This window comes from Streptomyces atriruber (assembly GCF_001418325.1).
In the GTDB taxonomy this organism is placed as follows: Bacteria; Actinomycetota; Actinomycetes; order Streptomycetales; family Streptomycetaceae; genus Streptomyces; species Streptomyces atriruber.
In genome coordinates this window covers 1-23,631 of the sequence record NZ_LIPN01000364.1, presented here as the reverse complement: position 1 = coordinate 23,631, position 23,631 = coordinate 1, and the positions used below count along the sequence as shown (strand labels likewise).

The following is a 23,631-nucleotide window of genomic DNA, read 5'->3' as shown; positions in this document are numbered from 1 at the left end:
CTCTTCGGGCTCGGCGGCGCGGCCTCGGGCAACCCGGGCGGCCTGCTGCCGCTGCTCGGCGCGATCGCCACGGTGATCCTGCTCTCGCAGAGCATCGCCGGCGCGTGGTTCAAGCGGCCGCGCGCCTGACGGACCGCGAGATCTCCGGAGGGCTCAGCCCCCGGACACAGAGGAGCCTCGGGCCGGAACGCATCCGGCCCGGGGCTCCCTCGCGTCGGCCCGCCGGGTCAGCCCCGCCCGGCCCAGATGTTGGTGCCGGGCGTCGACACCGCGAACGTGTCGATCGCGGACAGCTCCGCGTCCGTCAGCTTCGGGCCCGCGAGCGCCGCCACGTTCTCCTCCAGCTGCTTGACGCTGGAGGCGCCGATCAGCGCCGAGGTCATCCGCTCGTCGCGGAGCACCCAGTTGAGCGCGAGCTGGGCCAGGGACTGGCCGCGGCCTGCCGCGATGTCGTTCAGACCGTTGAGGCGGCGTACGACCTCGTCGCTCAGGAGCCCCGGGTCGAGGGACTTGCCCTGCGTCGCGCGCGAGCCCTCCGGAATGCCCTTCAGATACTTGTTCGTGAGCAGGCCCTGGGCGAGCGGCACGAAGGAGATGCAGCCCATCCCGGCCGCCTCCAGCGTGTCGAGGAGGCCGTCGTCCTCGGTCCAGCGGTTGATCATCGAGTACGAGGGCTGGTGGATGAGCGCGGGCACGCCCATCTCCCGCAGCAGCCGTGCCGCTTCGGCGGTCTGCTCGCTGTTGTACGACGACACGCCGACGTAGAGCGCCTTGCCCTGCCGCACCGCGGAGGCGAGGGCACCCATCGTCTCCTCGAGCGGGGTGTCCGGGTCGAAGCGGTGGGAGTAGAAGATGTCGACGTAGTCGAGACCCATCCGCTCCAGCGAGGCGTCGAGCGACGACAGCAGGTACTTGCGGCTGCCCCACTCGCCGTACGGGCCGGGGTGCATGAGGTAGCCCGCCTTGGTCGAGATGACCAGCTCGTCGCGGTAGGGGGCGAAGTCCTGGGCGAAGAGCTTGCCGAAGTTGAGCTCCGCCGAGCCGGGCGGGGGGCCGTAGTTGTTCGCCAGGTCGAAGTGGGTGACGCCCAGGTCGAAGGCGCGCCGCAGGATCGCGCGCTGCGTGTCGAGGGCCTTGTCGTCGCCGAAGTTGTGCCAGAGACCGAGCGAGACGGCGGGCAGCTTCAGGCCGCTGCGGCCCGTACGGCGGTACTCCATCGAGTCGTACCGGTCCTGTGCCGCGCGATACATAGACGTGTCGTTCATGGGTACGAAGCTACTTCAGCAGCCTAGCCCCCGACTGTGGAGGGACGCTTGAGCGGCGGTAGGGTGTCGCCCTCGGGGTTGCTCTGGGCGCACCCCTTGAGGATCGCCATCTGCTGGAGGCTGACACACGTGAACCTGCGCGACCTGGTGTACGGACTTTACGCACGCCGGGTGGAAGGCCGCCTCGACCACGACCAGGTGCCCAAGCACATCGGGGTCATCCTCGACGGCAACCGTCGCTGGGCGAAGGCTGCGGGCGGGACCACCGCACAGGGCCACCAGGCGGGCGCGCACAAGATCGAGGAGTTCCTCGGCTGGTGCGCCGAGACGGACGTCGAGGTCGTCACCCTGTGGATGCTCTCCACCGACAACTTCGACCGGCCCGAGGACGAGCTGAAGCCGCTCCTCGGCATCATCGAGGCCACCGTCCGCTCGCTCGTCGCCGACGGCCGCTGGCGCGTGCACCACGTCGGCGCGCTCGACCTGCTGCCGACGCACACCCAGATGGTCATGAAGGAAGCGGAAGAGGCGACCCGCACCAACACCGGAATACTGGTCAACGTCGCCGTCGGCTACGGCGGCCGCCAGGAGATCGCCGACGCGGTCCGCTCGCTGCTCCTGGAGCAGGCGGACAAGGGCAGCAGCCTGGAGGAGGCCGCGGAGAGCGTCGACGTCGACCAGATCTCCAAGCACCTCTACACGAGCGGCCAGCCGGACCCCGATCTGGTGATCCGTACGAGTGGTGAGCAGCGTCTCTCCGGCTTCATGCTCTGGCAGTCCGCTCACTCCGAGTACTACTTCTGCGAAGTCTTCTGGCCGGCCTTCCGGAAGGTCGATTTCCTGCGTGCGCTGCGTGATTACGCCGCCCGCCACCGCCGTTACGGGGGATGACTCCGCAGGGCTCCTGAGGTCGGGGCCACCCAGAGTTAACCAACGCGTCGTCATATGCCCTGGCATGGCTGCGCATGTTCGAGGGAATACCCCTTCCAGGTCGACGTCCGAGCAGTATCCGACAGGGACGTCGTATCTCAGCGGGCGGCATGTGCCGTCCGCCCGGGAGGCCCTTTGCACCAGGACGACCGTGTGAACAGCGCGGGCGACGTGGAGGGCCGGTGCTCGGCCCGCGCATGGCGGCCCGCGACCGGTCCGGTTCACGCCCGCCGGATCGTCCCCGGTATCCCTCCCGTCGCTCCCCGACCTCATCCGAGGGGGTACGTCCTTCCGTGGTGACCAGCACAAAGCGCCGCATGCCCGACAGGCGCACCTACGTTCTCGACACCAGCGTCCTGCTGGCCGACCCCAATGCCCTGACCCGCTTCGACGAGCACGAAGTCGTGCTGCCGGTCGTCGTGGTGACGGAGTTGGAGGCCAAGCGGCACCATCCGGAGCTCGGCTACTTCGCCCGGCAGGCCCTGCGCCTGCTGGACGACTTCCGCATCCGGCACGGCCGTCTGGACGCCCCCATCCCCATCGGGGACCTGGGCGGTTCGCTGCGCGTCGAGCTCAACCACTCCGATCCCGGCGTGCTTCCGGCCGGCTACCGGTTGGGGGACAACGACTCACGGATTCTCGCCGTAGCGCGCAATCTCCAGGCGGAGGGGTACGACGTCACGGTCGTGTCCAAGGACCTGCCGCTCAGAATCAAGGCCTCGTCGGTGGGGCTGCTCGCCGAGGAGTACCGGGCCGAACTGGCCATCACGGACTCCGGCTGGACCGGCATGTCCGAACTGACGCTCTTGGGAGAGCAGGTGGACCTCCTCTTCGAGGAGGACACCCTCTATGTCCCCGAGGCGGCGGACCTGCCCGTGCACACGGGGCTCACCATCCAGTCGGAGCGGGGCAAGGCCCTGGGCCGCGTCACGGCCGAGGGTAACGTCCGGCTCGTGCGCGGCGACCGCGAGGCCTTCGGGCTCAAGGGGCGGAGCGCCGAGCAGCGGGTCGCGCTCGATCTGCTCCTCGACCCGGACGTCGGCATCGTCTCGATGGGCGGCCGCGCGGGCACCGGCAAGTCGGCGCTCGCCCTCTGCGCTGGCCTGGAGGCCGTCCTGGAGCGCAGGCAGCACAAGAAGGTGATGGTCTTCCGGCCGCTGTACGCGGTGGGCGGGCAGGAGCTCGGCTATCTGCCCGGCACCGAGGCCGAGAAGATGGGCCCTTGGGCGCAGGCGGTCTTCGACACGCTCGGCTCCGTGGCGGGCAAGGAGGTCATCGAGGAGGTCACGGCGCGCGGGATGCTCGAAGTGCTTCCGCTCACCCACATCCGCGGGCGCTCGCTGCACGACGCGTTCGTGATCGTGGACGAGGCGCAATCCCTGGAGCGGAACGTCCTGTTGACCGTTCTGTCCCGAATCGGGGCGAACTCCCGGGTCGTCCTGACCCATGACGTGGCCCAGCGCGACAACCTCCGCGTGGGGCGGTACGACGGGGTGGTGGCCGTCGTAGAGAAGCTGAAGGGGCATCCGCTCTTCGCGCATGTGACGCTCACGCGCTCGGAGCGGTCGCAGATCGCGGCCCTGGTGACCGAAATGCTGGAGGACGGTCACATCTGAGGCAGTTCACGGCAGTTGCACCGCACGAGACGCCGCCCGGCAAAGCGAAGGAGCCTAGCCGGGCGGCGTCTTGCTGCACCCCTGTTTCCGAAAAACTCCTGGGGCAAACGAGGTGTGAGCTTTCCCACGCAACGGAGAATTGCCTTGCGGTGTCCGGCTGGGGCAGAGTCTGGGTCCTGTCAGGCCCCGCATGCGACACACGTGTACCCCCAGCGGTACGACAACTCGAGCACCACAGAACTTCATAGTGACCGTCGCATGCCGCCCGAGCACCACGCGGCGCTCCTTCAACGGGAGTTGTCCACCGGGTCCGTGCCTCCCGTGACCGATCAGCAGCGGAGGCCAGCGCCAGGGGCACGATTGCGTCCGCGAGGTCACCTATGCGGGCGATGCTGGAAGGAAACCGTGTGAGCCGGATTTCGGTCCGGGGATTCGCCGTGGCTTCTGCCACCGCGGTCACCACCGTCGGCGCTGTCGTGGGTGTCGCCTCGGGCGACACCCAGCCCTCGAACACGAACGACATCGAGGCAGCGGCAAGCGACGCGACGCTCCTCGCAGACATACCCGCGGGTCAGCAGGCCCAGGTCCAGACCGCGTCCCTGACGCAGCAGGCCGACGCGCAGGCCATGGCCGCCGACACTGCCGCGAAGAAGACCGCCGCGGAGGAGGCCCGTAAGCAGGCCGCCGCCTCGGCGATCGAGAAGCAGCGGGCCGCGGAGAAGGCGGAGGCCGCGCAGAAGGCCGCGGACAAGAAGGAGCGCGAGGAGAAGGCCGAGGCCAAGGCCAGCCGCTCCTCCAGCCGCGACGCCGCGAGCTTCGCGCCGCAGAGCTCTTACACGGTCGCTCAGGTCCAGGCGATGGCACGGCAGATGATCCCCGGGGATCAGTTCCAGTGCTTCAGCAACATCGTCAACCACGAGTCCACGTGGAACTACAAGGCGACGAACGCCTCTTCGGGTGCCTACGGCCTCGTCCAGGCGCTGCCCGGTTCCAAGATGGCCTCGGCCGGTTCCGACTGGCAGACCAACCCGGCCACGCAGATCAAGTGGGGCCTCAACTACATGAACGACCGCTACGGAAGCCCGTGTGGTGCCTGGAGCTTCTGGCAGGCGAACAACTGGTACTAGGCCGCATTTCGGCCGTACCGCGCTCAACCTCGCGAGACCCCTCACCGTCCTACGGTGGGGGGTCTCTGCGTGTACGGTCGGTCCGGACAGCTCCAGGGGGGAGTGGTGGGGAAAGACGGGGGTAAGGGACGGATCATGTCGCGAGTGCCAGGATGGCTCGGCCGGCTCGGCGCCGGACTGAGCGAAATGGGCGAGCGGTTGGATGAGCGCCGCGACAAGCAGGACCGGGCGGACGCCGACGAACCGCGGGCCGGATTGCGCGTACGGACGCGTGCCGACGACGACGGGCTCGACGAGTCCTTCGTCGAGGACGAGCGCGAAGGCGCGGGGGAGCACGAGTACGTGCCGCCGCCGCCCGCGTACGCGCCCGACGTGGCGGCCAGGCCCGACCCCGTGAACGCCGTGCCGTGGGGCATGCGCGTCGCGGCCGAGGCCGGCTGGCGGCTGCTCGTCCTCGCGGGCACCCTCTGGGTGCTGATGAAGGTCATCAGCGCGGTGCAACTGGTGGTGCTCGCCTTCGTGGCGGCCCTGCTGATCACCGCGATGCTGCAGCCCACCGTGGCCCGGCTCAAGAGGCTCGGCCTGCCGCGGGGGCTGGCGACCGCGGTCACCGCGATCCTCGGCTTCGTGATCATGGGCCTGGTCGGCTGGTTCGTGGTGTGGCAGGTCATGGACAACGTCGACGAACTGTCGCGGCAGGTCCAGGACGGCATCGAGGATCTGCGCAAGTGGCTGCTCAACAGCCCCTTCCACGTGACCGAGGACCAGATCAACGACATCGCCAAGAGCCTGCGCGACGCGGTCGGGGCCAACACGGAGGAGCTCACCTCCGCGGGCCTCGAGGGCGTCACGGTCATCGTCGAGGCGATGACCGGCATCCTGCTCGCGATGTTCTCGACGCTCTTCCTGCTCTACGACGGCAAGCGCATCTGGCAGTGGACGCTGAAGCTGGTGCCCGCCGAGGCGCGGCCGGGCATCGCGGGCGCGGGTCCCAGGGCCTGGCGCACGCTCACCGCGTACGTCCGCGGGACGGTGATAGTGGCTCTGATCGACGCCATCTTCATCGGGCTCGGCATCTACTTCCTGGGCGTGCCGATGGCGGTCCCGCTCGCCGTGTTCATCTTCCTGTTCGCGTTCATCCCGCTCGTCGGCGCCGTCGTCTCGGGCGCGCTCGCGGTGGTCGTCGCGCTGGTCACGCAGGGCGTGTTCACGGCCGTGATGGCGCTCGTGGTGGTGCTCGCGGTGCAGCAGATCGAGGGCCACATCCTGCAGCCGTTCATCCTCGGGCGTGCGGTGCGGGTGCATCCGCTGGCCGTGGTGCTCTCGGTGGCGGCGGGCGGTCTCGTGGCCGGGATCGGCGGCGCGGTGGTCGCCGTTCCGCTCGTGGCCGTCACGAACACGGTCGTCGGTTATCTGCGGGCGTACTCCCGCGAGACCGCGTTGAAGCAGTCGCCGCGGCCGCGGGGCGCCACGGCGGTGGACGCGTCGCCCTCCGGGGCGGCGACCTCTGATGCGGCGATCTCTGACGCGGCGTCGTCCGAGGCGGCGCCGGTGGAGCCGCCGAAGTAAGCAGGTTCCGCACACACGAAACGCCGGGCGGGCTGGATGCTTCCAGCCCGCCCGGCGTTCACGGACGAACCCGGCGGAGCCGGTGATCGACGGTGCGGAGGACTACTCCGCGAGGTGTGCCTCGGAGTCCAGCGTGACGCCGACGGCCTGGATGACCGCAGCGATCTTGAAGGCCTCCTGGATCGTCTCGCGGTCGACGCCGGCCTTGCGCAGGACCTGCTCGTGCGAGTCCAGGCACTGGCCGCAGCCGTTGATCGCGGAGACCGCGAGGGACCACAGCTCGAAGTCGACCTTCTCGACGCCCGGGTTGCCGATGACGTTCATCCGCAGACCGGCGCGCATCGTCCCGTACTCCGGGTCGGAGAGCAGGTGGCGCGTGCGGTAGAAGACGTTGTTCATCGCCATGACGGCGGCGGCCGACTTGGCGGCGGTGTACGCCTCGGGGGAGAGGTTCGCCTTCGCCTCGGGCTCCAGCTCGCGCAGCACCTTCGGGGAGCGGGACGCGATGGCGCAGGCCAGCACGGTGCCCCACAGCTGCTGCTGCGGCAGGTCCGAGTTGCCGATGACCGAGCCGAGGTTCAGCTTCAGGTCCTTGGCGTAGTCCGGTACGGCGGACTTCAGTTCGTCGAGTGCCATGTCAGAAGGCTCCGTTCACTCGCCGGAGAGCAGCGCGACCGGGTCGAGGGTCTCGTCGCCCTTGCTCCAGTTGCAGGGGCAGAGCTCGTCGGTCTGCAGGGCGTCGAGGACCCGGAGGACCTCCTTGGGGTTACGGCCCACGGAACCGGCGGTCACCATCGTGAACTGGATCTCGTTGTTCTGGTCGACGATGAAGACGGCGCGCTGCGCGAAGCCGTCCTCGCCCTCGATGCCGAGGTCACGCATGAGCTCGTGCTTCGAGTCGGCCAGCATCGGGAAGGGCAGGTCGGTCAGGTCCGGGTGGTCCTTGCGCCAGGCGTGGTGCACGAACTCGGAGTCGCCGGAGAAGCCGAGGACCTGGGCGTCACGGTCGGCGAACTCGTCGTTCAGCTTGCCGAAGGCCGCGATCTCGGTCGGGCACACGAAGGTGAAGTCCTTGGGCCACGCGAAGACGATCTTCCACTTGCCCTCGTAGGTCTTGTGGTTGATCTGCTCGAACTCCTTGCCCGCCTCCAGGGAGACACAGGCAGTCAGGTCGAACTCGGGGAACTTGTCACCGACAGTGAGCACACGTACTCCTTGCGCGAAGAGAGTCCCTTTTGGGGACTTTCCTGTGGGGTTGGACTGATGTCGATGGTGGCACAGGGTGCATTGATTAGGGAAATAGCTAGAGTGGGTCGTGTTGATCGGAGGTGGTTATCAGTGCGAGCCATAAATAGGGGCAAGCAACCCAGCGGCAGACAGCCGAGCCTGGCGCAGCTGCGCGCCTTCGCCGCCGTGGCCGAGCACCTGCACTTCAGGGATGCCGCCGCGGCGATCGGAATGAGTCAGCCCGCCCTCTCGGGGGCCGTGGCCGCGCTGGAGGAGGCACTGGGTGTCAAGCTCCTGGAGCGGACCACCCGCAAGGTGCTGCTCTCGCCCGCCGGCGAGCGCCTCGCGGTCCGGGTCGATGCGGTGCTCGACGAGGTCGAGGCGCTCATGGAGGAGGCCGACGCCGTCAAGGCGCCGTTCACCGGGGCGCTGCGGCTCGGCGTCATCCCGACCGTCGCGCCCTATCTGCTGCCGACGGTGATCGCGCTGGTCCACGACAAGTACCCGGACCTGGACCTCCAGGTGCACGAGGAGCAGACCTCCTCGCTCCTCGAAGGGCTCACGGCAGGCCGGCTCGACCTGCTGCTGCTCGCCGTGCCGCTCGGCATGCCGGGCGTCACCGAGCTGCCCCTCTTCGACGAGGACTTCGTGCTCGTCACGCCCCTCGACCACTGGCTCGGCGGCCGCGAGGGCATCCCCCGCGAGGCGCTGAAGGAGCTGAACCTGCTGCTCCTCGACGAGGGCCACTGCCTGCGCGACCAGGCCCTCGACATCTGCCGGGAGGCGGGCCGCGCGGACGCCCCCGTCACCACGACCGCCGCCGGTCTCTCCACCCTCGTCCAGCTGGTCGCGGGCGGCCTCGGCGTGACGCTGCTGCCGCGCACGGCGGTACGGGTCGAGACGACCCGCAGCAACCAGCTGCTCACCGGGTACTTCGCGGATCCGGCGCCGACCCGGCGGATCGCTCTCGCGATGCGGACGGGGGCGGCGCGGGCAGCGGAGTACGAGGAGTTGGCGCGGGCGCTGCAGGAGGCGGTGCGGCCGTTGCCGGTGCGGGTCGTCTGACCGGTCCCGCACCGGCTCCTGCGCCCGGCGCGCGGGCTACTCCGTGCGCAGCCCGTCCGGGCGCATCATCCGGCGCAGCGGCGGCAGGCTGAGCAGGGTCACGGCCAGGACCATCGCCGCGCCCGCACCCGTCAGCGGCACGAACGACCACCAGTCGGTGACGCCCTTGTCGATCATGCGGGTCATCACCACGCCGAGGCCGAGGCCGCCGCCGATCGCGAGGGCGAGGCCCAGGGCGACCGGGATCGCCGTCTGCCACAGGAGCGACCAGCCCATCGACGAGCGGCGTGTGCCGAACGCGGTGAGGACCGCGAGGAGCCGCTTGCGCTCCCGGAGTTGCTCGATCATCGACACCAGCATGGACGCCGCGATCAGTGCCATCGTGGCGCTCGCGCCGATCTGCAGACCGCGCGCGATGGAGGCGTACTGCTTGTCGCGGTCGACCGCCTTCAGCGAGTCCACCCCGACGAAGGGACCGATCCGCGCCGCCGCGTTGCGCACGTACTCCTCGGCGTCCGGCTCCTTCGGGTCGAGCTTGACCCAGGAGGTCGTCGACGCGTCGTCCAGCTTCTTGACGTCGACGGCGCCGGGCGTGGCGAAGATGCCGTCGATCTTCCTGCCGGACGGGTTGTTCCTGGCGTCGACGGTGGGCGTGCCCTTCGGCAGCGTCCACAGGACCGGCTTCGCGCCCTTGTTGAAGTCGGGGTCGGGTCCGACGTTGATCGGCTTGCCGGGGCGTGCCGTCTCGTCCACCCAGCCGTTCTGCTCCTTGCTGCCCGTGTGGACGACGAAGGTGTCGCCGTCCTTGCAGGAGCCGAGGTGCGCCAGCTCGCGCAGGGTCGCGCAGCTGCCGATGGTCAGCTCCGTGGTCGGCGTCATGTCCCGGACCTTCTTGCCGCCGGGCCGGGTGACGTACGCCTGCACGGTCCCGACGACCTTGGTGACGCCCTTGGTCGCCGTGAAGTCGTCGATCATCCGCTGGGCGAGCGGGCCGCTGGCGGTCCCGCTGCGGACGGTGAGCTGGGCGCGTGTGGTGTCCTGCCCCGTGACCTGGTTGAAGTCGTCGTGCATGGAGGCGAACATCATCTGCAGCGCGACCGCACCGGCCACCGCGACGGTGATGCCGCTGACCGCGCGGGACGCGGTGCCGGTGGTCAGCTGCAGCCTGCGGACGGCGAGCTGCCAGGGCACGGGACCGCCGCGCAGCCTTCCCACGACGGCCTCGACGAGCCAGGGCAGCAGCGCGCTGAGGCCGATCAGGGAGAGCGCCGAACCCACCGCGATCGCCGTCACGTTGACGGAGTCGTTCCCCATGTCGCGGTCGATGCGGCCGGAGAAGAGCAGGATGCCGATGCCGAGGACCGGCAGCACCACCCGCCACCACAGGCGGCGCTTGCGCTGCTTGCCGCCCCGGAACACCCCGAGCGGTTCGATGGCGACCGAGCGCAGCGAGATCAGCGTGACCAGGACCGCCGACACCGGCACGGCCACCGCGACCAGCGTCGCCAGGCCGGCCGACGGCACCATGTCGGACGGGTAGGCACTGACGTTCGTCAGGTCGACCACGCCCACCAGTTCGCGCAGCAGCAGGAAGAGGACGGCGCCCACCGCGAGCCCGAGGAGCGCGCCGAACAGCGCCTCGCCGGCCGCGATCCTGCGCACGGCGCGGGCGTCCGCGCCGACCAGGCGCAGGGCCGCGAGCCGCCGGTCGCGCCGGTCGCCGCCGAACCGCACGGCAGTACCGATGAAGATCGCCACCGGAGTCAGGAGGACGACGCAGATCAGGACGACGAGTGCCATCAGGAACGGGTCAAGGGGCAGCGAGTTGTCCTGCCCGAAGCTCTCGACGCGGTAGTTGTTGCCGGTCGCGGTGATCTTGTCGCTGCCCACGTAGTAGTAGAGCTCGACCGGTGAGAGGAGGCCCGCCTTGCCGATGGTGCCGGTCATGCGGAAGTCGCTGAAGCGTTCCTTCAGCAGCTTGTTCGCCGGGTCGTCGAGCAGGTCGCGCATCGCGGGCGAGACGACCATCTCATCGGGCCCGGGGATCTTGTCGAGTCCCGGCGGCAGCGCCGGGCTCTTGCCGTCGGCGCGCAGGAAGAGGCCGGTCAGGCTCTTTCCGCGGAACGTGGTGCCGGTGTTGCGCATGACCACCGTCGAGTCGGTCGCCTTGACCGGCTCGCCGTCGAAGGAGGAGTGCGGTGTGCGCGCGACCGACCGGTCGTCGCGGTTCTGCAGCATGTTCGGCACCGAGGCCGCGCCGAGCAGCAGCGCGACGCCGAGCCCGACGCCGACCGCGGTCAGGATCGTGCGGATCCAGCCCTCGCGGCCGCCGCCCGCCGCGAACCGCACGCCCATGCCCAGGTCGCGCATCCAGACACTCATACGATCCGCTCCATGTCGCGGGACTTGCCGTCGCGCACGATGACCTCGCGGTCGGAGTAGGCGGCGACCCGCGTCTCGTGGGTCACCAGGACGACGGCCGCGTTGGTCGAGCGGGCCGCGTCGGTCAGGAGCTCCATGACGCGCTCGCCGTTGAGCGAGTCGAGGGCGCCGGTCGGCTCGTCGGCGAAGATCACGCGCGGGCCGGTGGCGAGCGCTCGGGCGACGGCGACGCGCTGGCCCTGGCCGCCGGAGACCTCGCCGGGCCGCTTGGCGGCGACGTCCGCCACCTCCAGGCGGTCCATCCAGGTGCGGGCGGTGGCCTCGGCCTCCTTGCGCTTGGCGCCGTTCAGCCGCATCGGGAGCGCGACGTTCTCGACGCAGGTGAGCTCGGGGACGAGCTGGCCGAACTGGAAGACGAAGCCGAACTCGCTGCGGCGCAGGGCGCTCAGATCGGCGTCCGAGAGGCCGGTCAGCGAGCGGCCGTTGTACGTGATGGAGCCCTCGTCGGGGCGGACGATCCCCGCGAGGCAGTGCAGCAGGGTCGACTTTCCGGAGCCGGACGGACCCATGACGGCCACGACCTCGCCGGGGTGGATGGAGAAGGCCGCGCCGTCGAGCGCGGTGGTCGGGCCGTACGCCTTGCGGAGTCCTTGGGCCACGAGAAGGGAACCTGCGGGGGTCATGCGGAGCGCACCTCCAGGGCGAGCTTGCCGAGGCGCGCGGCGGTGAGCTCCAGCCAGCGCAGATCGGCTTCGAGGTGGAACAGCGCGTGGTCGCAGATGAGCTGGTCGGCGAGGTCGCCCTTGCGCTTGCGGTCGGTGAGGATGCGCATCAGGCGCAGGTGTTCGGCGCGCTGTACGTCGAGGAGTTCGCCGGCGTCGCGTTCGGTGAGGAGCGCGAGGACGACCTTGGTGTAGAGGGTCGACTGGAGATAGGGCTCCGGCTTCTCCGGGGTGGCGAGCCAGCGCTGGACATCCGTGATGCCGGCTTCGGTGATCGCGTACCGCTTGCGCTCGGGACCGCCGCCCGCCTCTATGCCGTCGACCTCGACGAGGCCGTTCTTCAGCAGGCGGGACATGGTCGAGTAGACCTGCCCGTAGTGCAGGGGCTTGTCGTGCCCGAACTTCTCGTCGAAGGCGCGTTTGAGGTCGTAGCCGTGTCGGGGGCCGGACTCCAGGAGTCCCAGAAGGGTGTGGCCAATGGACATGCGGAGCACTCTACACGGTGTGTATACGTGCTGTGTATACGCCCAGTGCATACACCGGGCGTGGAGCACATTGGGGCGAGATCGGGCAACCTTCCGGGCCCTGGGATCGTCGGTTCCTAAGGGCAGGTGCTCATTGTCACGTCCGCAAAAGACCGGATCGGCAGGAGTTTGTCCCAGGGTGCGGTGTTAGCTTCATGAGCTGACTCGACGTACGCATGTTGACTAGACCGAAGCGGAGCACTCTCAGTCATGGGCCGAGCCGAAGAACGACAAGCGCGGCAGCGCGGCGCCCGCAGGGCAGCGCGCAAGCGCCCGTCCGGCGGCAAGCGCACCGGCATACGCCGCTTCTTCACCTGGAAGAAGATCCTCGGGACGTTCTTCGCGTTCTGTCTGCTCGGCATGCTCGGGTTCGTCGTGCTGTACCTCGTGGTGGACATACCCAAGGGCAATGCCGCGGCGAAGATGCAGAGCAACGTCTACAAGTACAGCAACGGCGACGTCATCGCGCGGACCGGCGACGTGAACCGCGAGATCGTCGACCTGGACAAGGTCCCCACGGACGTCCAGAAGACCTTCGTCGCCGCCGAGAACAAGTCCTTCTACAAGGACGAGGGCATCGACTTCAAGGGCACCGCCCGCGGTGTCCTCAACACGGTGACCGGCAAGGGCAAGCAGGGCGGCTCGACGATCACCCAGCAGTACGTGAAGAACTACTACCTCAGCCAGGACCAGACCGTCAGCCGCAAGCTGAAGGAACTGGTCATCTCGCTGAAGGTGGACCGCGAGAAGAGCAAGGACGACATCCTCGCGGGCTACATCAACACCAGCTACTACGGCCGCGGCGCCTACGGCATCCAGGCCGCCGCCCAGGCCTACTACAGCGTCGACGCCAAGGACCTGAACGTCCAGCAGGGCGCCTACCTCGCCGCGCTGCTCCAGGCGCCGAGCCAGTACGACTACTCGTCCGCGACGCCGACCGGCCGCAAGCTCGTCAAGCAGCGCTGGAACTACGTCCTCGACAACATGGTCGAGGAGGACTGGCTGGACTCCGGCAAGCGCGCGGGGCTGAAGTTCCCGAAGCCCCACGACCCCAAGGCACCGCCCGGCCGTGAGGGCCAGATCGGCTACCTCGTCGAGGAGGCCAAGCGCGAGGTCCTGCGCAACAGCAACCTCAGCGAGGCCGAGTTCGAGGCGGGTGGCTACACCGTCACCCTCAACATCGACCCCGACAAGCAGAAGCAGCTCGAGAAGGCCGTCGACGCCAAGCTGAACGACAAGCTCGACCGCAAGAAGAGCAAGGCGGACGCCCGCGTCCAGGCGGGCGCCGCGTCCGTCGACCCCAAGACGGGCAAGGTCCTCGCCATGTACGGCGGCGAGGACTACGTGAAGCACTACACGAACAACGCCACCCGCCGCGACTACCAGTCGGCCTCCACCTTCAAGCCGCTGATCCTCGCCGCGGCCCTGGAGAACGGCTCCAAGACGCAGGAAGGCCTGCCGATCACCGCGAGCACGGTCTACGACGGCACCAGCAAGCGCCCGGTCAAGGGCGGCGACGTCGCCTTCGCGCCGCCGAACGAGGACAACGTCGACTACGGCGACGTCACCGTCCAGAAGGCGATGAACAAGTCCGTCAACTCCGTCTTCGCGCAGATGGGCGTGGACGTGGGCATGCCCAAGGTCATGGAGACGGCGGGCAAGCTCGGCATGGACGTCAAGGGCCTGCCCGCGGTGCCCGCCCAGACCCTCGGCTCCATGGGCGCGAGCCCGCTGGAGATGGCCGGTGTCTACGCCACGCTCGACAACCACGGCAAGAAGGTCACCCCGGCGCTGGTCGGCTCCGTCGAGCACAAGGACCGCACGGTCGACCTGCCGGACCCGATCGGCGACCAGGTCGTCCAGCGCGGCACCGCCGACTCCATCACCTCGGTCCTGACCGGCGTGGTCGACGACGGCACCGGCCGCGCGGTCCGCAACCCCACCCAGGAGGTCGCGGGCAAGACCGGCACCTCCGACGACAACAAGTCGGCCTGGTTCACCGGCTACACGCCCAAGCTCGTCACCTCGGTCGGCCTGTTCGGCGAGGGCGCCAAGGGCGATCAGGTGTCCATGAGGGGCGCGGGCGGCTTCCCGCGCATCAACGGCTCGGGCTTCCCCGCAGACATCTGGGCGGCCTACACGTTCGACGCCATGGGCGCGCCGAGCTCGTTCGACCTCGACACGAACATGGGCGCCGCCTTCGCGCCGGTCCCGGACCCGTCGTCGAAGGCCTCGAAGGACCCGTCGAGCACGCCGACGAAGCCCGAGGACGACGAGCCGAGCAAGGAGCCGTCGAAGACGCCGACCCCGACGAAGTCGTCGACGACACCGACACCGACGCCGACGCCGACCAAGACGACCCCGACGCCGACGGCCGACCCGGACCCGACGGACACCGGCGGGCCTCCGGACCCGGAGGACGGCCTGCTCGGCAGGGACTGACCGCAGGGTTCCGTCACAGTGATACGGGAAGGCGCCCCGGACCTCGATGGTCCGGGGCGCCTTTGCGTGCGTCGGCGGGGCCGGTCAGCTCCGGTTCAGTTCGAACCAGACGACCTTGCCGGTGCTCAGCCGCGTGGCGCCCCAGCGCCGCGCCATCTTGTTGACCAGGTACAGGCCGCGGCCGCCCTCGTCCGTGGCGCGTGCCTGCCGCAGCCGGGGCAGCTGCGGCACGTCGTCGCCGACCTCGCAGCGCAGCACGTCGGTGCGCAGCAGCCGCAGCGTGATCGGCCGCGACGCGTACCGCACGGCGTTCGTCACGACCTCGCTGACCAGCAGCTCCACCGAATCGGTCAGGTCCTCCAGGCCCCAGCGCGTCAGCGCGCTGCGGGCCAGCCGGCGGGCGCGCGACGGCGTCGCGTTCTCCGGTTCCAGGAACCAGTACGCGACATCGCTCGGCGCGATCCCGTCGAAACGGGCGGCGAGCAGCGCGATGTCGTCGTCCCGGTCGCCCGGACCGAGCATGTCGAGCACCTCGTCGCAGAGCGCTTCGAGGGGCGGCGGATGGTCCGGGCCGGTCAACTGGGCGGTGGCGGCGAGACGTTCACGCAACTGCTCTATGCCGGTCCATACGTCGCGCAGCCGGGACTCGACGAGCCCGTCCGTGTAGAGGAGCAGCGTCGCGCCCGCGGGGGCGTCCAGCTCGACGGCCTCGAAGTCGACCCCGCCCACGCCGATCGGGGCGCCCGGCGGCACGCGCAGGACCTCCGCCCGGCCGCCCAGGTGCAGCAGGACGGGCGGCGGGTGTCCGGCGTTGGCGATGGTGATGCGGTGCGAGACGGGGTCGTACACCGCGTACAGGCAGGTGGCCATGCGGTCGGAGCCGAGCCGCTGGGCCTGCTCGTCCAGGTGGTGCAGGACCTCCTGGGGCGGCAGGTCGAGCCCGGCGAGGGTCTGTGCGGTCGTCCGCAGCTGTCCCATGATCGCCGCGGAGGTCATGGAGTGCCCCATGACGTCACCGACGACCAGGGCGACCCGGCTGCCGGGCAGCGGGATGGCGTCGTACCAGTCGCCGCCGACCCGGGCCGTCTCGGCGGCCGGGAGATAGCGCGAGGCGAGCCGCACGCCGGTCGGGCGCGGCAGCGTCTCGGGGAGCATGGTGCGCTGCAGCTCGTCGGCGATGTACGCCTCGCGGCCGTACAGGACCGCTTTGTCGATGCCGAGCGCGCTGTGCGTGGCCAGTTGGGCGGCGACCAGCAGGTCGTCCGCCTCGAACGCGGTCCGGTCGGGGCGGCGCAGGAACACGGCCGCGCCGATCACCCGGCGGCGGCCCCGCAGCGGCGCGAGGATCGCCCGCTGCCCGCCCGGCAGGGTGCGTCCCTCGCCGAGCAGTTCGGGCAGCGCGGCGCGGGCCGCCGCCGAGTCGGCGAAGACCGGGCGCACTCCGCGCAGCACCTCGGCGAGTGCGCCACCGGGCCGCACCTCGCACAGCTCGGCGCTGCCCATCACGTCGGTGATGTCGGGCTGCACCATCTGCAGCGGGGGCAGGGTGCTGCCGCCGTCGGTGTCCGGCTCCTCGCCGCCCTCCTCGATGGAGCGCAGCCGGTCGGAGCGGCGCAGCCGCAGGACCAGCGGGCCCGTGGGCCGCTCGTCGCCGACCGGCAGCGGATCGCGCAGATAGACCAGGATCGCGTCGGAGAACGTCGGGACCGTCGCCCGGCACAGCCCCATCACGATCTCGTCGAGGTCGATGCCGCGGGCGATGCGCCGGGTCGCGGCGCCCACGAAGCGCAGCCGGTCGCCGTCACGCCGCATGGCCACCGGTCCCGCGCCCGGCGGCCTGGGCTGCCCGGAGCGCCGCTCCTCGCCGTCCGGCGGGCCGCCGGGGGCGGGGCCCGGTTGCGCGGGCACGCCGCTGTCCGGCACGGGGCGCGGGCGGTGCGGGTCGGGCTCGGCGGCCGAGGACGCCGAGTACGCAGAGGACTGGGAGTGCTCGCCGGAGGGCGGCACGTGGGCGTCCGAGGGCGCGCCGCCCGCGCGTGGCTGTGCCGCCGCGGCACCGCTGGCGCCGCCCCGCGTGGGTTCGGGGGAACGCAGCAGCGCCCCGCGGGGATCCGCGGGGGCGGTCGGCCGGGCAGCTGGTGCCTTGCGACCCTCGTGGGGGGTGAGGTGCTCCGTCACGCGTTTCGAATCCGTCCGTCCGGGGCTGCGCGCGGTGCGCGCCGTCCAGCGTTGCACGTTGCTCAGCCGCGTCGGCAGTGCAGAAAGACCTGATGCTCGGGTGGTGCGTCGGTGCTTGCGGGGGCGTACGAATACGTGTCCTCGCCGGTGATCTCGAAGCCCGCGTTCCGCACGACCTGCCGCAGTTCGTCCCGCAGGTAACCCGATACCCGGATTGTGTGCCCCAGGAACGGAATTGCCGCGTCGTCCAGGTCCGCCTCGACCATGGACAGCTCCATCAGGCCGCCCGGCCACAGCAGGCCGTGCAGCAGCCGCAGCGCCTCGGGGATCTCGGCGCGCGGCAGCATCAGGAGGGCGAAGAAGCACGCCACGCCGTCGAACCGGCCGACTCCGCCCGGCCCTTCGGCCCGGAGGTCGGCGATGTCGAGTTGCCGGAACTCGGCTGCCGGGACGTTCTTTCCCGCCAGCTCCAGCATGCCCGCCGAGATGTCGGTGCCGAGGACCGAGTGGCCGGATTCGGTCAGTTGCCGGGCGGTCGGCAGACCGGTGCCGCAGCCCACGTCGAGGACGCGGGAGCCGGCCGGCAGCGTCTCGGCGAGGTGGCGCCCCGCGGCCAGCTGGCCCTCTTTGTGCGGGAAGGCGTCGTCGTAGTGCTGCCCGATGGCGTCAAAGGCCTCGGCCTGGCCCCTGCGGTCCTCGCTCACGTTCTGCCGCCCCTCGATGACTTCCTGTCAGGCACCGTGCGGACGCACGGAGTTGCTGCTGTGCGCCCTTGCGGAGGACGATCCTACGTTTGAACCACGGGGGCGCATCAAGGGTCTCATGAGGACACATGCGCGGGCGTACGGTCCCAGTCATCCGGAAGGGAGGGTACGACCCAGGACGGATCGGGACGCCAGTGCTGCCACCCGTCCGAAAAAGGCGCCCCCCAGGCGTCGATCACGTCAAGCGCGGCCCGACCCGCCGCGCGTACGTCAGCGGCCTTGTCCGCGTCCATCAGCCCCACCCTGCGGGCCTCGGCGAACTCGTCCTCGTCGTGCCAGCGCCAGCTGCGGTCCGGGCTCACGGAGATGTCCAGAAAGTGATCCTCGGAATCGATGCCGCCGGACCAACGGGCCCGCGGTTCCTCCAGGTTCACGTACCAGCTCCTGAACTGCCAGCCGGGTTCCCAGAACAGCCAGACCGACCACGGCTCGCCCGGCCGGGCCAGCTTCAGGACGCCGGTGCCGAACCAGTGGTCCCGGCGGACGGTGCGCGGCTTGGTGTAGCGGGTGGCCAGCGGCTCGTCGTGCACGGACGTGCCGTCGGCGAGCACCGGCTTCACGCACTCGGTGCCGGGCGCCATCCACACGGCGAGCACCTCGTCGGTGTCCCGCACGACGGTGACGGGCCGACAGATGTGGACCCGGTTGCCGGAGTTCTCCCGGTACCGCCACAGGATGTGGTCCCCGGGCGCCCACCGCACCGCCCCGCCGCCGGCCGTCGTCTTCCCGTCGAGGTCTGTCATGCACAGATACTAGACGGGCACGCACCTCAGGGATGCGTCATGCGCAGGACGTCCAGCGCCTCGTCCAGCTGCTCCAGGGTGAGGTCGCCCCGCTCGACGTATCCGGATTCGAGGACGACCTCACGGATCGTCTTCCGTTCGGCGAGGGACTTCTTCGCGACCTTCGCGGCCTCCTCGTACCCGATGTACTTGTTCAGCGGTGTCACGACGGACGGCGACGACTCGGCGTACTCACGCGCCCGTTCCCGGTGGGCGGTGATCCCGTCGACGGTCCGGTCGGCGAGCAGCCGCGACACGTTGGCGAGCAGCCGGATCGACTCCAGCACGTTCTTGGCGATGACCGGCAGCATGACGTTCAGCTCGAAGTTGCCGGCCGCGCCCGCGGCGGCGACCGTGGCGTCGTTCCCCGTGACCTGCGCGGCGACCATCAGCGCGGCCTCCGGGACGACCGGGTTGACCTTGCCGGGCATGATCGAGGAGCCGGGCTGCAGATCCGGGAGGCTGATCTCGGCGAGGCCGGTCCGCGGGCCGGACGCCATCCACCGCAGGTCGTTCGCGATCTTCGTCAGGCCGACGCCGATCGTGCGCAGCTGTCCGCTGGTCTCGACGATGCCGTCCCGTGCGCCCTGCGCCTCGAAGTGGTCGCGCGCCTCGGTCAGCGGCAGGCCCGTGGCCCGTGCGACCTCGGCGATGACGGCCGCGGAGAAGCCGGGCGGGGTGTTGATGCCGGTGCCCACGGCGGTGCCGCCCAGCGGCAGTTCGGCGAGGCGGGGGAGCGAGGCGCGCAGCCGCTCGACGCCGTACCGCATCTGGGCCGCGTAGCCGCCGAACTCCTGGCCGAGCGTGACCGGCGTGGCGTCCATGAGGTGCGTACGGCCGGACTTCACGACGTCCGAGAACTCCTCGGCCTTGCGCTCCAGGGCGGCGGCGAGGTGCTCCAGGGCGGGGATCAGGTCGTTGCCGACCGCGCCCGTGGCGGCGATGTGGATCGAGGACGGAAAGACGTCGTTCGAGGACTGCGAGGCGTTGACGTGGTCGTTGGGGTGCACGTCGCGGCCCAGGCGCTCCGTCGCCAGAGTGGCGAGCACCTCGTTGGTGTTCATGTTGGACGACGTGCCGGAGCCGGTCTGGAAGACGTCGACGGGGAAGTGGTCGTCCCAGCGTCCTTCGGCGACCTCGGCCGCGGCGTCCGCGATGGCGTCGGCGACGTCCTCGTCGAGCACCCCGAGCTCCGCGTTGACCTTGGCGGCGGCCGCCTTGATCCGGGCGAGGGCGGCGATGTGGGCGCGCTCCAGGACCTGCCCGGAGACGGGGAAGTTCTCCACCGCGCGCTGGGTCTGGGCGCGCCATTTGGCGTGCGCCGGGACCCGGACCTCGCCCATGGAATCGTGCTCGATCCGGTACTCGCCGGTGCGTCCTTCGCTGGTGTCGCTGGTCATGCGCTGAACCTACCTCTCCGCTCAAACCCCGTAAAAAGTTGAGCACTTGTCTTGTTCCAGGTATTCCCAAGCGTGCTACTGACCAGTAAAAACCCTGGGTAACACCACACCGGGGAGGCGCAATGAAGCGCATCAGACGCAGTGGACGAGGCGACGGCCGCGGGCGGCTGCGATGTTCGTTCGCGGCGGCCGTGGCGATGACGGCCGTGCTCGGCACGGCCGCGGCCGTGCCCGCCCAGGCGGCCGACGGGAGCGGGGCGCAGGCGCCCGCCGCGACGCCCCTGTCGCCCGAACTGGAGAAGATCCGGGCGGCGGAGGCCACCAAGCTCTACGGCAGCCCGGCCGAGCGCCCGATGGCCGACCGCAAGACCGGCCTGATCTCGCTCGGCGACAGCGAGATCTCCGGCGAGGGCGTCGGAACGTACGAACCGGGCACGGACGGCCCCGACAACTGGTGCCACCGCTCCCCGGACGCCGCGATCCACCGCACCGGCATCCCCGCCGACGTGACGTACAACGTCGCCTGCTCGGGTGCGCAGACCGTCAACATCAGGATCGGCGGTCAGAAGCAGTACGCCGACGAGCTGGTGCAGAGCGACAACCTGGCGATCAAGGCGCGCAACACCAAGATCAAGACGATCCTGCTCGTCATCGGCGCCAACGACGACCTCGACTTCTCCGGGGTGATGACGGACTGCGTCACCCGCTTCCTGCTCAGCCAGGGCGCGTGCGCGGGCAAGTACGACGACGGCTGGCAGGCGCGCGTCGACGGGCTCGTGCCCAAGGTCGAGCAGTCCATCCGCGACCTGAAGACCGTCATGAGGGACGCGGGATACCAGGAGGGCGACTACAAGCTCGTCGCCATGGGCTATCCGAGCCCGATCGGCCCGGACTTCCGCGACAACCCCAAGTTCCCCGGCAAGCTGGCCTGCGGCGGACTCGGCTACGACTCGGACACCGAGTGGGGCCGCAACTACGCGGTGCCCACCTTCGGGACCGGCATGCGCAAGGCCGCGCGGAACGCGGGCGCGATCTACCTCGACAACTCCCGCCTCTTCCACGGCCACGAGGTCTGCATGGAGGACACCTGGGCGCGCGGTCTGTACGTCGACCTGTCGAACCCGTTCCCGCCGGACTCCAATTCGGTGCGGCAGTCCTTCCACCCGAACGCCCGCGGCCACGCCGCCTTCGCGTCCTGCCTGACCCAGATCTACAACTCGGGTCAGCGGGAAGCCGGTTGCGCGGACCCGGCGAGCACGGGCAGCCCGAAGCTGTACGGGGGCGCCTGGGACGACGCGTACCGGCCCCTGAAGAACGAGGCCACCGGGACCTGCGTGGACGTCGACGCCTCGAAGAGCCGTAACGGCACCAAGGTCCAGGGCTGGGACTGCACGGGCAACCGCAACCAGACCTGGTGGTACGACGGCACGCAGCGCTCGCTGCACACCGGCCTGACCCAGGACCGCTGCCTGGACGTGCCCGACGGCGCGTACAAGGAAGGCACCGCGCTCACGCTCTGGAACTGCCACGGCGGCGGCAACCAGAAGTTCGTCCGTGCGGCGGGCACGGTGCGTCCCGCCGCCGACACCGGGCTCTGTCTGACCCTCGCGGGGGCCAAGGAGCCGGTGCGGCTGCAGAAGTGCACGGGGGCGGCGGACCAGCGGTTCGCCTGACGCCCTCGGCAGGCCTCAGCGGGTGCGTCGCGGCAGGTCGCGCAGTTCCCCGCGCCCCTGACGGGGCGCACCCGCACGTGCGTACTACGACAGGCCGGGACCCCGCACCGGGATGTGCGTGAACGTCGGCTCCGGAGCCGGGTTCTGGAAGAAGTCGTTGCCCTTGTCGTCGACCACGATGAAGGCCGGGAAGTCCTCGACCTCGATCTTCCAGACCGCCTCCATGCCGAGCTCCTCGTACTCGACGACCTCGACCTTCTTGATGCAGTCCTGCGCGAGGCGCGCGGCGGGGCCGCCGATCGAGCCGAGGTAGAAGCCGCCGTGCGCGTCGCACGCGTCGGTGACCTGCTTGGAGCGGTTGCCCTTGGCCAGCATCACCTTGGAGCCGCCCGCGGCCTGGAACTGCTCTACGTAGGAGTCCATCCGGCCCGCCGTCGTCGGCCCGAAGGAGCCGGACGCGTAGCCCTCGGGGGTCTTCGCGGGACCTGCGTAGTAGACCGGGTGGTCCTTCAGGTACTGCGGCATCTCCTCGCCCGCGTCGAGCCGCTCCTTGATCTTGGCGTGCGCGATGTCACGGGCCACGACCAGCGGACCGGTCAGCGAGAGGCGGGTCTTCACCGGGTGCTTGGTGAGCTCGGCGAGGATGTCGTCCATCGGCTGGTTGAGGTCGATCTTGACGACGTCGGCCGACTCGTCCAGGTGGGAGTCCTCGGTCTCCGGCAGGAAGCGCGCCGGGTCCGTCTCCAGCTGCTCCAGGAAGACGCCCTCGGCGGTGATCTTCGCGGTGGCCTGGCGGTCGGCCGAGCAGGAGACGGCGATGGCGACGGGCAGCGAGGCGCCGTGCCGCGGCAGACGCACCACGCGCACGTCGTGGCAGAAGTACTTGCCGCCGAACTGCGCGCCGATGCCGATCTTCTGCGTGAGCTCGAAGACCTTCTCCTCCAGCTCCTTGTCCCGGAACCCGTGGCCGGTGGCTGAGCCCTCGGCGGGCAGCTCGTCCAGGTAGTGCGCGGAGGCGTACTTCGCGGTCTTCAGGGCGAACTCGGCGGACGTGCCGCCGACGACGATCGCCAGGTGGTACGGCGGGCACGCGGCCGTGCCCAGCGAGCGGATCTTCTCCTCCAGGAACTTCATCATGGAGGCCTCGTTCAGGACGGCCTTCGTCTCCTGGTAGAGGAACGACTTGTTGGCGGAGCCGCCGCCCTTGGCCATGAAGAGGAACTTGTAGGCGCCGCCGTCGGTCGCGTACAGCTCGATCTGGGCGGGGAGGTTGGAGCCGGTGTTCTTCTCCTCCCACATGTTCAGCGGAGCCATCTGCGAGTAGCGCAGGTTCAGCTTCGTGTACGCGTCGTAGATGCCCTTGGAGAGGGCCTTCTCGTCCTCACCTTCGGTGAGGACGTTCTGTCCGCGCTTGCCCATGACGATCGCCGTGCCGGTGTCCTGGCACATGGGGAGCACGCCCGCGGCCGCGATGTTCGCGTTCTTCAGCAGGTCGAGCGCCACGAACTTGTCGTTGCCCGACGCCTCCGGGTCGTCCACGATGCGCCGCAGCTGGGCCAGGTGCGCGGGCCGCAGGTAGTGCTGGATGTCGTGGATGGCCTCGGCGGCGAGCTTGCGCAGGGCCTCCGGGTCGACCTTGAGGAACGTCCGCCCGTCGGCCTCGAAGGTGGAGACACCTTCGGCGGTCACCAGCCGGTACGGGGTGGTGTCCTCTCCCAGCGGGAGCAGATCGGAGTACGCAAACTCTGGCATTACGGCCATTCCTCACTCGGCAGACAGCGGCGCGGCCTCCATTGGCGACGCGCCAACCAGCGTAGAGCGCGCCGACCCGGACGGGTTTGTGAGGTAAGGCTCAGTAACCGGGAGCGGGTCGTCCACAGGGGTGGGGAGGGGCGGCCGGGCGTCGGGGGAGCAGGTTGTCCACAGGGGTAGTCGCGATCTATCGCTTTTGGGTACGCTGCTCGC

The 23,631-nt window shown here is 70.0% G+C and carries 18 protein-coding genes; 7 read left to right on the top strand and 11 right to left on the bottom strand.

What is annotated here, in order from left to right; genetic code table 11:
* Positions 1-227: 227 nt before the first annotated feature.
* The gene (mgrA, locus tag AOK03_RS31990) at positions 228-1,265 is read right to left on the bottom strand and encodes an L-glyceraldehyde 3-phosphate reductase (protein WP_055568869.1); all 1,038 of its coding nucleotides are present in this window, start codon (positions 1,263-1,265) and stop codon (positions 228-230) included.
* 129 nt (positions 1,266-1,394) lie between these two features.
* Here mgrA and AOK03_RS31985 point away from each other — a divergent pair, with 129 nt between their 5' ends.
* The 4 genes from AOK03_RS31985 (at position 1,395) to AOK03_RS31970 (ending at position 6,507) form a co-directional block, all read left to right on the top strand.
* The gene (locus tag AOK03_RS31985; protein ID WP_055568868.1) at positions 1,395-2,156 is read left to right on the top strand and encodes an isoprenyl transferase; all 762 of its coding nucleotides are present in this window, start codon (positions 1,395-1,397) and stop codon (positions 2,154-2,156) included.
* Positions 2,157-2,488: 332 nt separating this feature from the next.
* Positions 2,489-3,811 carry an RNA 5'-3' helicase PhoH2 gene (locus AOK03_RS31980; RefSeq protein WP_079075079.1) on the top strand — a complete coding sequence of 441 codons (1,323 nt, stop codon included), beginning with the start codon at positions 2,489-2,491 and terminating at the stop codon, positions 3,809-3,811.
* Between the two features lie 407 nt (positions 3,812-4,218).
* The gene (locus AOK03_RS31975; RefSeq protein WP_055568866.1) at positions 4,219-4,938 is read left to right on the top strand and encodes a lytic transglycosylase domain-containing protein; all 720 of its coding nucleotides are present in this window, start codon (positions 4,219-4,221) and stop codon (positions 4,936-4,938) included.
* A 135-nt stretch (positions 4,939-5,073) separates the two neighbouring features.
* Entirely contained in the window at positions 5,074-6,507 is a 1,434-nt protein-coding gene (locus AOK03_RS31970) for an AI-2E family transporter (RefSeq protein ID WP_055568865.1), read from the top strand.
* Positions 6,508-6,609: 102 nt separating this feature from the next.
* Here the strand turns inward: AOK03_RS31970 and AOK03_RS31965 are convergent, their stop codons facing one another.
* Both AOK03_RS31965 and AOK03_RS31960 read right to left on the bottom strand, forming a co-directional pair.
* Positions 6,610-7,143: an alkyl hydroperoxide reductase gene (locus tag AOK03_RS31965; RefSeq protein WP_055568864.1), complete on the bottom strand. Its 534-nt coding sequence runs from the start codon at positions 7,141-7,143 to the stop codon at positions 6,610-6,612.
* A gap of 15 nt (positions 7,144-7,158) precedes the next feature.
* On the bottom strand, positions 7,159-7,713 hold the full coding sequence (locus tag AOK03_RS31960) for a peroxiredoxin (RefSeq protein ID WP_030358042.1): 555 nt from the start codon (positions 7,711-7,713) through the stop codon (positions 7,159-7,161).
* Between the two features lie 132 nt (positions 7,714-7,845).
* On the opposite strand from AOK03_RS31960, the gene AOK03_RS31955 reads away from it, so the two are divergent.
* On the top strand, positions 7,846-8,799 hold the full coding sequence (locus tag AOK03_RS31955; protein WP_425264431.1) for a hydrogen peroxide-inducible genes activator: 954 nt from the start codon (positions 7,846-7,848) through the stop codon (positions 8,797-8,799).
* Positions 8,800-8,835: 36 nt separating this feature from the next.
* On the opposite strand, the gene AOK03_RS31950 is transcribed toward AOK03_RS31955, so the two are convergent.
* Genes AOK03_RS31950 through AOK03_RS31940 form a run of 3 tightly spaced genes read right to left on the bottom strand, consistent with a single transcriptional unit; the run spans position 8,836 to position 12,388 of the window.
* Complete coding sequence (locus AOK03_RS31950; protein ID WP_055568863.1) at positions 8,836-11,181, bottom strand: FtsX-like permease family protein; 2,346 nt, start codon at positions 11,179-11,181, stop codon at positions 8,836-8,838.
* Positions 11,178-11,864 carry an ABC transporter ATP-binding protein gene (locus tag AOK03_RS31945; RefSeq protein WP_055568862.1) on the bottom strand — a complete coding sequence of 229 codons (687 nt, stop codon included), beginning with the start codon at positions 11,862-11,864 and terminating at the stop codon, positions 11,178-11,180. The genes AOK03_RS31950 and AOK03_RS31945 overlap by 4 nt, the downstream gene beginning before the upstream one ends.
* Positions 11,861-12,388, bottom strand: a complete 528-nt coding sequence (locus AOK03_RS31940; RefSeq protein ID WP_055568861.1) for a PadR family transcriptional regulator — start codon at positions 12,386-12,388, stop codon at positions 11,861-11,863. The genes AOK03_RS31945 and AOK03_RS31940 overlap by 4 nt, the downstream gene beginning before the upstream one ends.
* Positions 12,389-12,637: 249 nt before the next feature.
* Here AOK03_RS31940 and AOK03_RS31935 point away from each other — a divergent pair, with 249 nt between their 5' ends.
* Positions 12,638-14,869, top strand: a complete 2,232-nt coding sequence (locus AOK03_RS31935; protein WP_055568860.1) for a transglycosylase domain-containing protein — start codon at positions 12,638-12,640, stop codon at positions 14,867-14,869.
* 84 nt (positions 14,870-14,953) lie between these two features.
* Here AOK03_RS31935 and AOK03_RS31930 read toward each other — a convergent pair whose 3' ends face one another.
* The 4 genes from AOK03_RS31930 to AOK03_RS31915 form a co-directional block, all read right to left on the bottom strand.
* Positions 14,954-17,047 carry an ATP-binding SpoIIE family protein phosphatase gene (locus AOK03_RS31930; RefSeq protein ID WP_244177828.1) on the bottom strand — a complete coding sequence of 698 codons (2,094 nt, stop codon included), beginning with the start codon at positions 17,045-17,047 and terminating at the stop codon, positions 14,954-14,956.
* A 62-nt stretch (positions 17,048-17,109) separates the two neighbouring features.
* Positions 17,110-17,751: a class I SAM-dependent DNA methyltransferase gene (locus AOK03_RS31925; protein WP_244177827.1), complete on the bottom strand. Its 642-nt coding sequence runs from the start codon at positions 17,749-17,751 to the stop codon at positions 17,110-17,112.
* A 116-nt stretch (positions 17,752-17,867) separates the two neighbouring features.
* Positions 17,868-18,554, bottom strand: coding sequence for a cytidylyl-2-hydroxypropylphosphonate hydrolase (gene fomD, locus AOK03_RS31920; protein ID WP_055568858.1), 687 nt, complete (start codon positions 18,552-18,554; stop codon positions 17,868-17,870).
* Between the two features lie 26 nt (positions 18,555-18,580).
* The gene (locus tag AOK03_RS31915) at positions 18,581-19,993 is read right to left on the bottom strand and encodes a class II fumarate hydratase (RefSeq protein ID WP_055568857.1); all 1,413 of its coding nucleotides are present in this window, start codon (positions 19,991-19,993) and stop codon (positions 18,581-18,583) included.
* A 122-nt stretch (positions 19,994-20,115) separates the two neighbouring features.
* Here AOK03_RS31915 and AOK03_RS31910 point away from each other — a divergent pair, with 122 nt between their 5' ends.
* A complete protein-coding gene (locus tag AOK03_RS31910; protein ID WP_079075077.1) occupies positions 20,116-21,666 on the top strand; it encodes a ricin-type beta-trefoil lectin domain protein in 1,551 nt (516 codons plus the stop codon).
* Positions 21,667-21,750: 84 nt separating this feature from the next.
* On the opposite strand, the gene AOK03_RS31905 is transcribed toward AOK03_RS31910, so the two are convergent.
* Positions 21,751-23,418: a fumarate hydratase gene (locus tag AOK03_RS31905; RefSeq protein WP_055568856.1), complete on the bottom strand. Its 1,668-nt coding sequence runs from the start codon at positions 23,416-23,418 to the stop codon at positions 21,751-21,753.
* Positions 23,419-23,631 lie beyond the last annotated feature (213 nt).